At 74.0% G+C, this 14,762-nt stretch carries 14 protein-coding genes; 8 read left to right on the forward strand and 6 right to left on the reverse strand.

The genetic code is table 11. The features are described 5' to 3' along the window. Positions 1-127: 127 nt before the first annotated feature. The 4 genes from GCE86_RS28330 to eccB form a co-directional block, all read right to left on the reverse strand. The gene (locus GCE86_RS28330; RefSeq protein WP_154229735.1) at positions 128-538 is read right to left on the reverse strand and encodes a hypothetical protein; all 411 of its coding nucleotides are present in this window, start codon (positions 536-538) and stop codon (positions 128-130) included. A 189-nt stretch (positions 539-727) separates the two neighbouring features. Beyond that, positions 728-1,999: a WXG100 family type VII secretion target gene (locus GCE86_RS28335; protein WP_154229736.1), complete on the reverse strand. Its 1,272-nt coding sequence runs from the start codon at positions 1,997-1,999 to the stop codon at positions 728-730. Beyond that, on the reverse strand, positions 1,992-2,363 hold the full coding sequence (locus GCE86_RS28340; RefSeq protein WP_154229737.1) for a hypothetical protein: 372 nt from the start codon (positions 2,361-2,363) through the stop codon (positions 1,992-1,994). The genes GCE86_RS28335 and GCE86_RS28340 overlap by 8 nt, the downstream gene beginning before the upstream one ends. Positions 2,364-2,480: 117 nt before the next feature. Beyond that, on the reverse strand, positions 2,481-3,947 hold the full coding sequence (eccB, locus tag GCE86_RS28345) for a type VII secretion protein EccB (protein WP_154229738.1): 1,467 nt from the start codon (positions 3,945-3,947) through the stop codon (positions 2,481-2,483). Between the two features lie 162 nt (positions 3,948-4,109). Here eccB and GCE86_RS28350 point away from each other — a divergent pair, with 162 nt between their 5' ends. Continuing rightward, positions 4,110-5,282 carry a type VII secretion protein EccE gene (locus GCE86_RS28350; RefSeq protein WP_154229739.1) on the forward strand — a complete coding sequence of 391 codons (1,173 nt, stop codon included), beginning with the start codon at positions 4,110-4,112 and terminating at the stop codon, positions 5,280-5,282. Here GCE86_RS28350 and eccD read toward each other — a convergent pair. Further along, positions 5,266-6,663 (reverse strand): type VII secretion integral membrane protein EccD, encoded by a 1,398-nt coding sequence (eccD, locus tag GCE86_RS28355; RefSeq protein WP_154229740.1) that lies wholly within the window; start codon positions 6,661-6,663, stop codon positions 5,266-5,268. The two genes, GCE86_RS28350 and eccD, sit on opposite strands and share 17 nt — an antisense overlap. Positions 6,664-6,834: 171 nt before the next feature. On the opposite strand from eccD, the gene eccCa reads away from it, so the two are divergent. The 7 genes from eccCa (at position 6,835) to GCE86_RS28390 (ending at position 13,443) form a co-directional block, all read left to right on the forward strand. Next, positions 6,835-10,800 carry a type VII secretion protein EccCa gene (eccCa, locus tag GCE86_RS28360; protein WP_154229741.1) on the forward strand — a complete coding sequence of 1,322 codons (3,966 nt, stop codon included), beginning with the start codon at positions 6,835-6,837 and terminating at the stop codon, positions 10,798-10,800. Between the two features lie 69 nt (positions 10,801-10,869). Next, positions 10,870-11,283: a YbaB/EbfC family nucleoid-associated protein gene (locus GCE86_RS28365; RefSeq protein WP_154229742.1), complete on the forward strand. Its 414-nt coding sequence runs from the start codon at positions 10,870-10,872 to the stop codon at positions 11,281-11,283. Positions 11,284-11,299: 16 nt separating this feature from the next. After that, a complete protein-coding gene (locus tag GCE86_RS28370; protein ID WP_154229743.1) occupies positions 11,300-11,593 on the forward strand; it encodes a hypothetical protein in 294 nt (97 codons plus the stop codon). A 28-nt stretch (positions 11,594-11,621) separates the two neighbouring features. After that, positions 11,622-12,347, forward strand: coding sequence for a hypothetical protein (locus tag GCE86_RS28375; protein ID WP_204341671.1), 726 nt, complete (start codon positions 11,622-11,624; stop codon positions 12,345-12,347). A gap of 16 nt (positions 12,348-12,363) precedes the next feature. Continuing rightward, positions 12,364-12,624 (forward strand): hypothetical protein, encoded by a 261-nt coding sequence (locus tag GCE86_RS28380; protein ID WP_154229744.1) that lies wholly within the window; start codon positions 12,364-12,366, stop codon positions 12,622-12,624. 203 nt (positions 12,625-12,827) lie between these two features. Then, positions 12,828-13,136, forward strand: a complete 309-nt coding sequence (locus GCE86_RS28385) for a WXG100 family type VII secretion target (RefSeq protein ID WP_091260910.1) — start codon at positions 12,828-12,830, stop codon at positions 13,134-13,136. A gap of 28 nt (positions 13,137-13,164) precedes the next feature. Beyond that, positions 13,165-13,443 (forward strand): WXG100 family type VII secretion target, encoded by a 279-nt coding sequence (locus GCE86_RS28390; RefSeq protein WP_154229745.1) that lies wholly within the window; start codon positions 13,165-13,167, stop codon positions 13,441-13,443. Positions 13,444-13,524: 81 nt separating this feature from the next. Here GCE86_RS28390 and mycP read toward each other — a convergent pair whose 3' ends face one another. Beyond that, on the reverse strand, positions 13,525-14,760 hold the full coding sequence (gene mycP, locus GCE86_RS28395; RefSeq protein WP_244317098.1) for a type VII secretion-associated serine protease mycosin: 1,236 nt from the start codon (positions 14,758-14,760) through the stop codon (positions 13,525-13,527). Positions 14,761-14,762 lie beyond the last annotated feature (2 nt).

Here is a 14,762-nt window from a genome sequence, read left to right on the forward strand (position 1 = left end):
TGGAACGGTCGGAGTCAACGGTCGGGGCCCGGGCGGCGGGCCGGTCGCGGCGAACCCGGCGGGGAGCGGCGGGGCGCGACGGGGAGCGGTGCGGCGGCGCCGGGGCGTACCCCCGGGGGCGGCGCGGTCAGGCGCGCGGCGGACCGCGGCGGGCGATGGCGGCCCGGCCGGGGTCGGAGGCGGCCACGACGACCGTGCCCGCGGGGATGGCCACGTCGGCGACGGCCCGGTGCGGCGGCCCGGCCGGGGCCGGCGCGGCGAACGCGTGCCGGGCGGGCGAGTCGGCTGCGGTCCGGAGGCCGGACGCCGCCGCGGCCCGGCGGACCACCGGCGCCACGTCGACGGGGACGGCGGCCGGAACGTCGACCCGGAGACCGACGGCCGGGCGGGCCGACGCGGTCGGGTGGACGTGGTCGGCGGCCGGCACGGCGGCCGGGCCGGTGACGCCGGCGATGACGGCGAGCGCGGTCACGGCCGTGCGGGCGATCCGGCGCAGCGTCGCCGTCCAGAGGGACGAGGCGAACGCTACGGGCAGCACCGCTTCAACCTATCGGTCAGTTCCGCCTCGTGCAGCTCGACGATCTTTCCCATGGACGTGACCCGTCCCACGATTCGCTGTGGACGAACCGTTCGGTCGCCCCCTGGTGCCGGCGGCCCGGTGTGCGGGTGCGCGACGCGAAACGGCGCGGCGCCCCGTGTGGGGCGCCGCGCCGTCGTGAGCCTGCGGTCAGTTGCCGCCGAGCACCGGCGGCGGAGCCGCCTCGCCGTCGGTCCAGACCATCTCGTCCTCGGTCAGCCAGGTCAGCCGGCCCTCGGACTCGTCGTCCCCGTCGCCGCGCGCGCCGAGGACGCCGTTGCGGCCGGCCATCGCGGGCCGCCCGGTCGTGCCGCCCTTACCGGTGGCGCGGCTCTCGGTCTCGATCGTCACGCCCCGCCCGGACGCCAGGCGGCCGGTGCCCGCGGCCGACCGGCTTTCCGCGCCGATCCCGCCGACCCGGCCGGAGCCCGCCGAGCCACCGCCCGAGCTGGCCAGCGACCCGGTGCCACCCAGCACGCCGGGCATGCCGTAGAGCGAGCCGCCGCCCCCGGCGGTCGGCAGCGCCGGACTGGTGCCGCCGAGCCCGGGGCCGCCCGCCAGGCCGGTGGCCGGGCCGGTCGCGGTCAGCGGGGCCGCCCCGGCGAGCGAGGTGCCGGTCGGCTCGACCGTGCCGCCCGCGCCGATGGTGCCCGGGGTGCCGGCGCCGGGCTGCCCGCCCGTCGTGTCACCGCCCGGCGTGCCGCCGCCCACGGTGCCGCTGCCCGGGGCGGTGTGGTGCACGCCCGAGGTGCCGGCGGTGGCACCGGCCGCGGGGCCGAAGCTGCCGACGCCCGGCCCGGCCGACGGCGTGCCGGCCGAGGGCCCGCTCTTCAGCGTCGGGTCGGTGGGGTCGCCGTGACCCGGGAGACCCGAATCCGGCGGCTCCGGCACCACGATGCGGCCGTAGGCCGAGAAGTCGTAGCCCTCGGCCAGCTTCGCGACGACCTGCACCATCCGCTGGTGCGCCTTCTCCTGCTCGGCCTTGTCCTGCTCGTGGCCGACGATGCCGCCGACCACCGCGCCCGGCAGGCCGCCGACCAGGAAGCCCTTTCCGGCGCCGGAGAGCAGCTTGTCGTTGTCGTCGGTCTCCTCGGGGCTCTCCGCCTTGGCCTGGGCGGTGCGCAGCTCGCCGGCCATCATGTCGAGCCCCTGTCGGATGCCCGTCATGCCCTCGGCCAGGTTGCCGGAGTAGTCGGCGACCAGGTTGAGCCGGCGGTGGAACTCGCGCGCGGCGTCACCCGACCAGGTCTTCAGCAGCGCGTCCAGGTCGGCCGTCAGGTCGCGGCTGAGGTCGTCGAGGGTGCCCTTCATCGACGTCCACTGGGCGCTGAGCCCGTCGATCTGCTTCGGGTCGCCGGCGTTGACGCCCTGGTAGAGCTCCTTGTGGCTGACGTGCTCGTAGCGCTGGGTGTATTCAGACACGCGGATCCTCTCCCTTCGGCTTCATCGCCTCGGTCAGCCCCGAGAGAGCGGCGACGATGTCGGCCGCGGCGGCCGCGTTGCGTGCCTCGGCGGTCCTGTAGTTGGTCATGATGGTCCTGGTGGCCTTCTGGGCGGCCACGATCGCCCGGCGCAACCGCTCGACGTGGTTGACGTAGCTCTGGTGCGTCTCGGAGTAGCGACGGGAGTTGTCGGTGGCGTCGGTGAACGTGCCGAGTGCCGGCGGCCGGCACTGCATCTCGGTGTTGAGCTTCTTCAACACCGACTCGGCCTCGCTCAGCCGGCGCTCGAGCCGCTGGTGGAAGTCCTCCAAGGACAGTACGTCTACTGTCGTGCGCCCGGTCATGGCTGCATCCCCGTAGTCATCGTCGAGAACCGTTGGCCACGTTCAGGTTAGTCGACCCGGGCCAGCCGGGGCGACCCGTCATCGGGGGCCATCCACTTCGGACCGTCACCGTCCCGGTCATCCGCCCTGCGCCGGGGCCGCATCGTCACCCGGCCCGGACGTCGAACCGCCGCCGGACGCCGCACCCGGATCGAAGTGGTTCATCGCGGCCTCGCGCTCCAGAGTCGGCCCGGTCGGCACCAGCGCGAGCAGGGACGCGGGCACCGCGAGCGGGGCCACGTCGCCGTAGCCGAGGGCGCTCTTCGCGTCGCCCGAGGCGGTGCCGAGCGGGAAGCGGACGCCCTGCGCGGTGATGAGGTAGACCGTCGAGCCGGCCGCCGCCTTCCCGCTCTCACCGGCGGTGGTCTGCACCAGGACGCCCTTGCCGCCGGGCAGCAGCACGCTCTCGGCGGTCCGCACCGCGTCGCGGCTGCTCTGCCGCGCGGGCACCCCGGTCTCCGCGGTCAGCTCGGCCGGCGGCTGGTCGAAGACCTCCAGGGTGGTGGTCGGCTGGCCGCCCGGCCCGGATCGGTAGGTGGCGCAGAGCACCGTCCGGCCGGCGCGCACCTCGTGCAGGGTGGGCAGCCGGTCGGGCAGGCCCTCGGCCTCCAGCCGCTGGTCGGTGAGGAGCTGCCCGGCCTGGTCCGGCGTGATGTCGGTGACCTGACCGCCGCCGCCGAGCAGCAGCAGCGCCGTGACCTCGCGGATCGCCACCAGGCCCTGCTTGGCCAGCACGTAGTACTGGCCGGCGGCCCGGTAGACCTGGCCGACCCGGGCCGGACGGTCGCCGACGGTCAGCCCGCTGGCGTCGCCCTCGCCGTCGATGGTCGGCTTGCGCAGCGCCGGGCCGACCGGTACGGCGTTGAGCAGCTGCTGCCCGACCGTGAGGGTGGCCGCACCGGCCATCTTCAACGCCACCAGCGCCTGCTCGTCGCCGATCACCCGCAGCCGCGCGCCGCCGGTGAGCAGGTATCGGGCGTCGTTCACCTTGACCAGGACCGCCCGGTCGGCGAGCGGGGTGCCGCCGGGCAACGGCCGGTCGATCACCAGGCGGGTGGTGGAGCGCTGCGGATCGTTCGCGTCGGGCACGTCGCACACCGACCAGGGGAGGCCGACCAGCGACTTCTTGTCCGGCACGTCGTCCGGGGCGCCCACGATGCCGACCGCCCGGCCCCGCGGCCGATCCTTGATCGAGGCCTGGGAGACGGTGCGGACCTCGGCGGCGGCGTCGTTGAGGATGAGCCGCGCCGACGCGTAGTTGAGCGTCGGGTGCAGCACCTTGTCGTCGGTGAAGACGTAGGTCGCCCCGGTCTCCCGCTCGATCACCAGCGTGTTCGGCTCCAGCGGCGCGGAGTTGCCGGTGAGCTGCCCGTACGCCCCCGCGCCGCCGAGCACGACGGCCGCCGCGATGACGCTGCCGAACACCGCCATGCCGAGGCGCCGCATCGGCAGGTCGTTGGTCTCCGGGTCACCGGAGAGCAGCGCCGAGACGATGCGGCGGGTGACGAAGCGGTACGCCTGCACCTGATCGCGGCGGGTCCGCATGACTAACCTCCGGCAGGGGTGGGTCCGCGGCGATCAGGTCTGAACGCCGCCGCGGGCTTCCCTACGATAAGGGGCCGTCGGCGGTTCACCGGGACCCCGCCCGCCCTCCGGCGGCCCACCGCACCGGCGGATGCCCAGGATGTCCAGAAGGGACGCTCAGCGATGACCCAGGTCCAGGCGCCACCCGCTCGTACGGCCACCGCCCCCGCCGTGCCGGCGGACCGACCGGTCACCCCGGTCGACCGGCGCCGCCGCGGCCGGCTCGGCCCGGTGGTCGTCGGCCAGCTCGTGGTGCTCGAGTGCGCCGCGCTCGCCGTCTGGTTCGCCACCGGCGGCCCGTCCTGGCTGCTCGCCGTCGTCGCCGTGCTGGCGCTGCTGGCCGTGGTGGCCGCCTTCGCCCGCCGCGGCGGCCGCTGGTGGTACGAGGACCTGATGCTCCGCCGCCGCCTGCGCCGCCGCCGGAACGCGGCCCGGGGCGCAGCGCCGGCCGGTGACCCGCGGCTGGCCGCGCTCGCACCGGAGCTGTCCGTCGTCGAGCTGGCCGAGCGCGGCACCCGGCTCGGCATCGGCCAGGACGACCGGGGCTGGTTCGCCGCCGTCGCGTTGACCGGCCGGCCCGGCACGCCGGCCGGGTCGATCGAGGCGGCGGTGCTCGACCGGGCGCTCGCGGTGCTCGCCGACTTCACCGGGCCGGTCACCCAGACGCAGGTCGTCTCGCACACCCTGGTCTGGTACCCGGCGCCCGGCGCGCCCCCGGCGGCACACCGCACGGTGTGGGTGGCGCTGCGCCTGTCCGTCGCCGACGCCCGCACCGAGACGGTGAGCCGGGGCGGTGGCCTGCGCGGTGTGCACCGCACCGTCGCGGCCGGCGTCGGCCGGCTCGGCAAGGCGCTCAACGCCGCCGGCCTCGGCCACCGGGTGCTCGGCCGGGACGAGCTGCACGCGGCGGTCGTCTCCGGCGCCGGGCTCGACCTGGCCCCGGAGTCGCCCGTGGAGACCTGGAGCAGCCTGCGCGGCGGCGGCTGGACCCAGCGCTGCCTGGCGCTGCGGGTCCGTCCCAACGGCTCGCTGGGCGCCCTGGTCGACGCGGTGACCGCCACCTCCGCCCCGTCGCACACGGTCGCCGCCGTGGTGCTTCCCGGCGGCCGGCAGCTTCCGCCGCTGCTGCGGGTGGCGGCCATGGACGGCCACGCCGAGGCGCTGGTGAAGGTGGTCCAGGACGTGGCCCGCCGCGCCGGCGTGCCGGCCCGCCCGCTGGACGGCCAGCACGGTCCGGGCGTCTACGCCACGGCGCCGGTGGGCACCGCCATGGGCACGGTCACGGCCGAAGGTTGACGATCCAGCCGTAGAGGCCGCACACCCAGACGGCCAGCGGCACCAGCGCGACGATCAGCAGGATCTCGACGATGTCCAGGGTGCGGCCCCAGACCGGCGAGATCCGCTTGCCCGCCACGGTGAGCCCGTAGATCAGGCTGATCGCGGCCACCACCAGCAGGCCGCCCAGGATCAGCCCGAGCCGGACCGGGAGCGGGTTGGCGCCGAAGGTGGCCGCGGCGGCCAGCCCGAGGCCGGCGGTGCCGGCCAGCAGCACCGGCGTGCGCTGGCCGCGGCCCAGAAACGGGCGGGCCCGCAGCAGCGCCAGCAGGGCCAGCACGAGGCAGAGCAGCACCGCCGGCAGCCGGCCGTTGTCGGCGAGCACCACCTCGCCGCCGAGCACCAGCACCGAGACCGTCCACAGCAGACCGGTGAGGAACGCGTCGGCCCGCTCGCTGTTGCGCAGCACCCGCGGGCCGTCCACCGACTCGGTGTCGCTCTTCAGGTCGTCCGGACCGGTCGGGATCGACGGCACCGGCAGCCGGGCCAGCCGGTAGGAGATCATCGGCAGCGCCGGCAGGGCGCCGAACGCCACGGTGGCCACCACCGCGGCGGCGCCCGCCGCACCCATGTCGAAGGCCAGGCACAGCGCCGCGCCGAAGCCGACCGCCACGCCCACCCCGACCGCGCCGAGGAAGAGCGGCAGCCGGTCACCGACGGCGAGCGCGGCGACCGCGCCGAAGAGCACCACGGCGGTCGCGGCCAGCAGCACGTGGGGGCTCGCCAGCTCGGTGAGCCGCCGGTCACCGGCGAGCATCAGCAGGCCGCCGATCGCGGCGTGCCCGAGGCCGCCCATGGCCAGCATCGCGCCGGTCCGGCTGTCACCGGCCGCCCGGGACAGCACCGCGGCGGTGACCAGCAGCGCGACCGCGACCACCAGCGCGGCGAGCGCGCCGGGCAGCTGCGGCGGCCCGGCGAACAGCGTCACCGCCGCACCGGCCGCCAGTGCCGCACCGGCGAGGAGCACCGAGAACGCGCGGGTGGTGCCCACCTGCCACGCACCGGCCCGCTGGTTGGTCGCCGTGGCGACCGCGTCCACCACGTCGTCGAAGACGATCTCGGGCGCGGCGGCGGCGCGCGGGTTGAAGTAGAGCACCTCGCCGTCGCGAACGCCGAGCTGCGCGGCGGTGCGGCCGCCGTCGAGCGGCTGCCCGCCGAGCCGGGACAGGCTCCAGCCGCCGTGCCGCACACCCTCGTCGGCGAGATCCTCACCGGCGTAACGCAGGAGTGTCGGCAACAGGTCGGCCAGCGGCACGTCGGACGGCAGCGCCAGATCCATCCTGGTCCGCGGCGCCACGATGGTGATCCGGCTCAGCCCGCCGGTCGCCGTCTTCGTCGCCACTGTGGCCTCCTCGTGCTCGCCTACGATCCACCTCGGCCGCGCGCGCCGCCCCCGTGGGTCCACGGCGCCTCCGGGAGATTACCTACGATGGCGGTCGCACAGGTTGCCCACCCGACGACTCGGGTGCGTCGGCCGACGACGTGCAGGGCCGCTTCTGGGGAGGAGACAAGGTTGAGCACGGTGGTGTTCCGCCGGCTTCCGCGTCAACCGGGGCCCGCGCTGCCGCGCGGGGAGGTGCTGCTGGAGTCCCCGCCCGAGCTGCCGGAGCCGCAGGCCAAGGGCATGGGTCAGGTGCTGATGATCCTGCCGATGCTCTGCGGCGTCGGCGCCATGGCGTTCCTCTACGCCGGCCGCGGCGGCGGCATGATGACGTACGTGGCCGGTGGCCTGTTCGGCGTGTCGATGCTGGGCATGGCCGTCGGCACGCTCGGCAACGGTGGCAACGACAAGGCCGAGCTGAACGCCCAGCGGCGCGACTACATGCGCTACCTGGCCCAGATGCGCAAGCGCACCCGGCGGGCCGCCGAGCAGCAGCGCTCCGCGATGACCTGGCGGCACCCGGAGCCCGACGCGCTCTGGTCGGTCGCCGCCTCGCGGCGGCTGTGGGAGCGGCGGATCACCGAGGACGACTTCGGCGAGGCGCGCATCGCGCTCGGCCCGCAGCGGCTGGCCGTGGAGATCGTGCCGCCGGAGACCAAGCCGGTGGAGGACCTGGAGCCGATGAGCGCGATCGCGCTGCGCCGGTTCGTCCGGGCCCACTCCAGCGTGCCGGACCTGCCCACCGCGCTGTCGCTGCGCGCGTTCAGCCGGATCGTGCTGCGCGGCGACCGGGAGCCGGTGCTCGACCTGGCCCGGGCCGCGCTGGGCCAGCTCGTCACCTTCCACGCCCCGGACGACCTCCTCGTGGCCGTGGTGGCCGCGCCGGACCGGCAGCCGGTGTGGGACTGGGTGAAGTGGCTGCCCCACGCCCAGCACCCCGGGCGTACGGACGCGGCGGGCGCCCGCCGGATGGTCTTCGCGAGCCTGGCCGAGGCGGAGGCGGCGCTCGCCAACGAGCTGGGCGGCCGGCCCCGGTTCGCCCCGGAGGCCAAGCCGCTCACGACGGCCCCGCACCTCGTGGTGGTGCTCGACGGTGGCGAGGTCTCGTCGACCTGCGCGCTGATGGGGTCGGGCCTGCTCGGTGCCACGGTGCTCGACCTGTCCGGCACGGTGCCCCGCGACGCCGGCCGCTGGCTGCTCTGCCTCGACGCCGGCGACGGCAGCGGGCTGGACCTGGTCCGCGGCACGGCCACGTCCCGGCTGGGCCGGCCGGACCGGCTCAGCATGGCGGCGGCCGAGGGGCTGGCCCGGCAGATCGCCCCCTACCGGCTCTCCCAGCAGCAGGGCGCCAGCACCGAGGAGCCGCTGGCCCGCAGCATGGAGCTGCCGGACCTGCTCGGCGTGGGCGATGCGGCCACCGTGGACACCCAGCAGACCTGGCGGCCCCGCAGCCACCGGGACCGGCTGCGCATCCCGCTCGGCGTCGGGCCGGACGGCAACGTGGTGGAGCTGGACTTCAAGGAGTCCGCGCACGAGGGCATGGGCCCGCACGGCCTGGTCATCGGCGCGACCGGCTCCGGCAAGAGCGAGCTGCTGCGTACGGTGGTCGCGGCGCTGGCCGTGACGCACTCGTCGGAGGAGCTCAACTTCGTCCTCGTCGACTTCAAGGGTGGCGCCACCTTCGCCTCACTGGACGCGTTGCCGCACACCAGCGCGGTCATCACGAACCTGTCCGACGAGCTGCCGCTGGTCGACCGCATGCGGGACGCGCTGGCCGGTGAGATGAACCGCCGGCAGGAGGTGCTGCGGGCGGCCGGCAACTACGTCTCGCGCTACGACTACGAGAAGGCCCGGGCCGCGGGCGAGCCGCTGGAACCGATGCCCAGCCTGCTCATCATCTGCGACGAGTTCTCCGAGCTGCTAGCCGCGAAGCCGGACTTCATCGACCTCTTCGTGATGATCGGCCGGCTCGGCCGGTCGCTCGGCGTCCACCTGCTGCTGGCGTCGCAGCGGCTGGAGGAGGGGAAACTCCGGGGACTCGACACCCACCTGTCGTACCGGATCGGTCTGCGCACCTTCTCGGCGGTGGAGAGCCGCATCGTGCTCGGCGTGCCGGACGCGTACGAGCTGCCGAGCGCGCCGGGCCACGGCTACCTGAAGACCGACACCGCCACGATGCTGCGGTTCCGGGCCGCCTACGTGTCCGGCCCGTACCGGGCGCCGGGGCAGGTGCAGCGGTCCACCCGGGCGCAGGTGCAGCGCCGCATCGTCCCCTACGGCATCGACTACGTGCCGGCGCCGGCCCTGCCGAGCCCGGCCGAGACGGCGCCCGAGCCGGAGCAGACCGGCGACGGCAAGGCCGTGGCCATGCTCGACGTGCTCATCGACCGGCTCAAGGACCGGGGCCGCCCGGCGCACCAGGTCTGGTTGCCGCCGCTGGCCGAGCCGCCGGCCCTGGCCGAGCTGCTGCCCCCGCTGGCCGTGCACCCGACGTTCGGCCTGACCACCGCCAACTGGCCGGGGCGGGGCCGGCTCACCGTGCCGGTCGGCATCGTCGACCGCCCGTACGAGCAGCGCCGCGACCCGATGATGGTGGACCTGTCCGGCGCCGGCGGCAACGTGGTGATCGTCGGCGCCTCGCTGAGCGGCAAGAGCACCATGCTGCGCACGATGCTGGCCTCGCTGGCGCTCACCCACACCCCGCGCGAGGTGCAGTTCTTCTGCCTCGACTTCGGTGGTGGCGCGCTGCGCAGCCTGGACGGGCTGCCGCACACCTCCGGTGTGGCCGGGCGGCGTGACGTCGAGGCGGTCCGCCGCACGGTGGCCGAGGTGGTCGCCGTCATCGACGAGCGGGAGAACCGGTTCACCCAGCACGGCATCGACTCGGTGGCCAGCTACCGCCGGCGCCGGGCGGCCGGCGAGTTCGCCGACGACCCGTTCGGCGACGTCTTCCTCGTGATCGACGGCTGGAACACGCTGCGCCAGGAGTACGAGGAGCTGGAGCAGACCATCACCAACCTGGCCAACCGCGGGCTCGGTTTCGGCGTACACGTGGTCATCACCGCCGTGCGGTGGGCGGAGATCCGGATCAACATGCGGGACCTGCTCGGCACCAAGCTGGAGCTGCGGCTCGGCGACCCGGCCGAGTCGGAGATCGACCGGCGGGCCGCGCAGAACGTGCCGGTCGGCACGCCCGGTCGCGGCCTGACCCGCGACAAGCTGCACTTCCTCACCGGGATCTCGCGGATCGACGGCAAGCGCGACATCGAGGATCTGACCGAGGCCTCGGTCGCCCTGGCCGGGCACGTCGCGACCAACTGGCCGGGGCGTCCGGCGCCGAAGGTGCGCCTGCTGCCGCGCAAGCTGACCGTCGCCGAGCTGGCGAAGGTGGTCGACCGGTCGGCCCCGGGCATCCCGATCGGGGTCAACGAGTCGGCGCTCGCCCCGGTCTACCTGGACCTGACCAGCGAGCCGCACCTGACCGTGTTCGGCGACGCCGAGTGCGGCAAGACCAACCTGCTGCGGCTCATCGCCCGGGGCATCGCCGAGCGGTACACCCCGGCTGAGGCCCGGCTCGTCATCGCCGACTACCGGCGCGGCCTGCTAGGTGCGGTGGAGGGCGACCACCTGCTCGACTACGCACCGTCCAACCAGGTCTTCAGCCAGGGCCTCGGTTCGATCCGCAGCGCCCTGCAGAACCGGCTGCCCGGTCCCAACGTGACCACCGCCCAGCTGCGCGACCGGAGCTGGTGGAAGGGGCCGGAGCTCTACATCCTGGTGGACGACTACGACCTGGTCGCCTCGGGTGGCAACAACCCGCTCAGCGCCCTGCACGAACTGCTGCCGCAGGCGCGGGACATCGGCCTGCACCTCATCATCACCCGCCGGGTGGGTGGGGTTGCCCGTGCCCTCTACGAGCCGGTGCTGCAACGGCTGCGCGAGCTGGACTCGCCCGGCCTGCTCATGTCCGGCAGCCGCGAGGAGGGCGCGGTCTTCGGCAACCTGCGGCCGAGCCCGCAACCGCCGGGCCGGGGCACGCTGGTCCGCCGCCGGGACGGCCAGCAGCTCATCCAGACCGCCTGGACGGAGCCCGCCTGACGGGGGCGGACGCCCGGTGATCGGTTCCGGTAGCGTCGGCCCGACCGTCAGTCTGAGGAGAGGACAGTCGTGAGCACCTCGTGGGGTTACGGCGGCGGCGCCGTGGAGAACCTGCTGCGCCAGGCGCAGGAGCAGCAGCGCCGGCTGGCGGAGTTCCAGCAGCAGCGCGCCGAGCTGCGGGTGACCGGGGAGAGCCCGGACGGCCTGGTCCGGGTGACGGTCGACGGTGACATGAAGGTCGGCGGCATCGACCTCAACGCCCGGGCGATGCGGCTGGACAGCTACACGCTGGCGGAGTCGCTCCAGGCGGCGATCGACGCGGCGTACGCGGCCTTCGCCGAGCGGCAGCAGGAGCTGATGGCCGACGTGCTCGGCGGCTCGGACCTGGTCCGCCGGGCGCAGGCGGGCAACCTCACCCCGGAGGACTGGTTCCGGGAGTTTGGAGTGGACCTGACCGACCCGACCCGCGGCCTGCGCCGCTGACCAGGGAGGAGACGCCGTGGCGAACAAGGTCGACGTCGACGCGATCCGCAAGGCGAGCAAGAAGCTCGACGCCCCCGACGGCCCGATCCAGTACCTGCGCAACGTGCAGACGCTGCTCGAGAGCGTGAAGCTGCCGGACGGCGCGCTGACCCTCTTCGGTGGCGCGACCGTCCAGGCGCACAACGCCTCGGTGGACGGTCACCTGCGCAACGTCAAGACCGGCATCGAGCACCTGCACAAGGCGGCCGAGCAGCTGGAGCAGACCGCCAAGAACTGGGAGAAGTCGGACCAGCCCTGGGTGGTCAAGTGACCGGCCGGGCGCACAGGGGGAGACGCTGATGTCGGAGATCCTGATCGCCAACGCGGCCGGCACGGTGACCGGCACGCACACGGTTGCGGCCGCGACGGCGCCCGTGCGCGGCCTGCTGCCGGCGGCCCGGGCCAACTGGATGTGGCTGGTCTTCGCCGGGGCGCTGGGCGCCGCCATCGCCTACCTCGAGACGTTCGACAACGACGAGGTCAACAAGTCCATCAAGGAGTGGGGCGACGCGGCACGGCTGCTCGGCGGCGACCAGTTCGGCGCGGCGCTGGAGCAGGTCCCCCCGTCGGACGCCGAGTGGGACTTCGACGACCGGGACGCGTTCGACCTCTTCCTCCGCAAGCTCGGTGCCGAGATCAACTCGCTGGCCGAGGCGTTCAACGCCAACAAGGACACCCTGACCTCGGCCCGGGATGCCTTCAACGACGCCGTCAACGCGCTGGTCGACGCGCTCATCCCGATCCTCATCGCGGTGATCGCCTCGGTGGCCCTCCAGGCGTTCCCGCCGACCGCGCCCATCGCGGAGGCGATCGGCGTGGCCGGGATGGTGGCGAGCGCGGCGATCCTGGCGCTGGTCTTCGGCGACATCAGTGCGGTCTTCTCGGCCGTCATGGCCGGCTTCCAGGGCAACGACCGGTTCGCCTTCGTGTCGGACTCCCGCCCGGGCTGGGCGGCCACCGGCCAGGACCCGGACATCAAGGACATCAAGATCGACTGGGTGCAGGACTCCAAGTTCTACCAGTGACGGGAAGGGGTCCTCAGTGGTCTTGGTGCTCTTCGTGTACTTCCTGGTGACCGTGCCGGTCTTCCTCGCGCTGGCGCTGGTCGCCCAGGTGTCCCGCGCCGCGTGGGCGAAGCGGGCCGGCGAAGTGGTGTTGCTCACCGGGGTAGCCGCGCTGATCCCGGTGGTGCTCGACCGCGCGCTCGACCGGCCGGTGCTGTGGCTGTTCGTGGCGCTGCTGGCGGTGGCGCTGGTCTTCGGCGCGCTGATGCACGTCCGGTCCTACCGGCGCCCGTCCTGACCCTCGCCGGCGTGTCGGACCGTCCACGTCGTACGGTCGGATCGCCGGACGGCGTTGTGCGCCATGGGGAAGCAGGGCTGCGCGGATTGGACGTCGTCCGCTACGGTTCGGTTGAAGTGTCCGTCGGTGGGGTGTGTACGCCTTGCCGCGGGGGAGGGGCGCGGCGGATCCGCCGCCACAGAGATGACGGAAGGGTGTGAAGCATGGCGTTCGAGGTCAGTGCAGCGACTCTGCACACCGCCGCGAGTGACGTGCGGTCCACGCGCAGCGACGTCGACGGTGAGCTGAAGAAGCTCTGGAACGTGGTCGACGACCTGGCCATCGCCTGGAAGGGCGGGGCGTCCACGGGTTTCCAGAACCTGATGCAGCGCTGGAACGAGGACACGAACAAGCTGCTGACGGCGATGGACAACATCGCCGACCTGCTCGACAAGTCGGGCACCACGCACCAGGTCAACGACGAAGAGCAGCAGCAGATGCTGGACAAGTTCCACTCTGCTCTCAACCCGTGATCCGCAGAGACAGGCAGAGGAGGAACCGATGAGCATCAAGGTTGACTACGCCGTCCTCGAGAGCAGCAACCAGCAGATGCAGACCATCTCGCGGACCATCGACGAGAAGCTGGACACGCTGCGCTCGATGCTGACGAAGCTCGAGTGGGAGGGTCAGGACCGCGTCGCCTACGAGCAGCACCAGGCTCAGTGGGACGCCGCCGTGCGGGACATCAACAAGGTCCTGAACGACATCGGCCACGCGGTGGGCATCGCCCGCGAGAACTACATGACCACCGAGATGAGCAACTCGAAGGTCTGGGGCTGACCCGACCGGTCCGCTGCGGCTCCGCTCCGGTTCACGCCGGGGTCGGGGCCGTGGTGCTTTTTCGGGGCCGGGTTCGGTCGCTCAGGCGTCCTGCGGCGTGCGTCGCCCGGGTCGCCAGCCGCGCCGGCGGCCCCGCACCAGGATCGGCCGCAGCGCCAGCAGGGCCCCGGCCAGCAGCGCGCCGATCACGCCCGCCCAGATGGCCACGGTGCGCTGCCAGGCCAGCGGGTCGGTGTGCGGCGTGGGCGCCGGCATCGCGCCCAACGGCGGGTCGCTGCGGGTGCCCAGCAGGCTGGTCACCGCCCGGTACGGGTTGACCACCCCGTAGCCGACCAGCGCGTTGTGCCCGTCGGGCGGGCTGTCGGCGGTCCGGGTGAGCCGGAACGCCACGTCCTTCGGGGTGATGTCCGGGTGCGCGGCCCGCACCAGCGCGGCGACCCCGGAGACGTACCCGGTGGCGAAGCTCGTGCCGCCCTGCGGCTCGGCAAGGTAGCCGGAGCCCTGCGGGGCCGGACCCATGATGTTCAGGCCAGGCGCGGCGATGTCCACATAGTCGCCGGTGACCGAACTGCCGACGTGGCCACCGCTCTCGTCCACCCCGGCCACCGCGATGACACCCGGGTACGAGGCCGGGTACGCCGGCTGGTCCTGCTGGTTCTCCTGCCGGTTGCCGGCGGCGGCAACCAGGATCACGCCCTTGCCGAGCGCGTAGTCCACAGCGGACCGCAACGCGGGGTCGTCGAGGGTGACCAGCGACAGGTTGATCACGTCGGCGTCGTGGTCGACCGCCCACCGGATGGCCTTGCCGATCTCGGCCGGGATGGACTCGTCGAACGCCTTCTCGTTGTCGGCGAGCACGCGCACCGGCAGGATCCTGGCCTCCGGCGCGATGCCCGTGTAGGGCGCGCCAGTGCCCTCCTTCCCGGCGATGATGCCCGCGATCAGCGTGCCGTGGCCGACCCGGTCGCACTGGCCGTCGAACTTTTCGAGCTGGTTGAAGTCCTCACCGGGGAGCACCCGGCCGCGCAGCAGCGGGTGGCTGGGGGAGACGCCGGAGTCGATGACCGCGACCGTGATGCCCTGCCCCTTGGTGACCCGCCAGGCCGCGGCCGGGTCGAGCCGGGTCAGCGCCCACGGGGCCGAGGTGGGGGCGGGACCGCCGGCCGGGCCGCATGTCGGGGCCGCCAGGGCGGGCGCGGGCACCGCCAGTACGCCGCCGAGCAGGGCGGCCACCGCCGCTCCGGAAAGGACGGATCGGATCCGGTGTCCGGCCCGGACGCGCTCCGTCGTCCCGTCCGGCCGCAAGCTGTCGCGCACGC

The organism is Micromonospora terminaliae (assembly GCF_009671205.1).
GTDB classification, from domain to species: Bacteria; Actinomycetota; Actinomycetes; order Mycobacteriales; family Micromonosporaceae; genus Micromonospora; species Micromonospora terminaliae.

Excerpts from the sequence above, each read along its gene's own strand:
- GCE86_RS28340 (WP_154229737.1), bottom strand. The coding sequence starts at position 2,363 with ATGACCGGGCGCACGACAGTAGACGTACTGTCCTTGGAGGACTTCCAC.
- eccB (WP_154229738.1), bottom strand. The coding sequence starts at position 3,947 with ATGCGGACCCGCCGCGATCAGGTGCAGGCGTACCGCTTCGTCACCCGC.
- GCE86_RS28350 (WP_154229739.1), top strand. The coding sequence starts at position 4,110 with ATGACCCAGGTCCAGGCGCCACCCGCTCGTACGGCCACCGCCCCCGCC.
- GCE86_RS28375 (WP_204341671.1), top strand. The coding sequence starts at position 11,622 with ATGTCGGAGATCCTGATCGCCAACGCGGCCGGCACGGTGACCGGCACG.
- GCE86_RS28385 (WP_091260910.1), top strand. The coding sequence starts at position 12,828 with ATGGCGTTCGAGGTCAGTGCAGCGACTCTGCACACCGCCGCGAGTGAC.
- GCE86_RS28390 (WP_154229745.1), top strand. The coding sequence starts at position 13,165 with ATGAGCATCAAGGTTGACTACGCCGTCCTCGAGAGCAGCAACCAGCAG.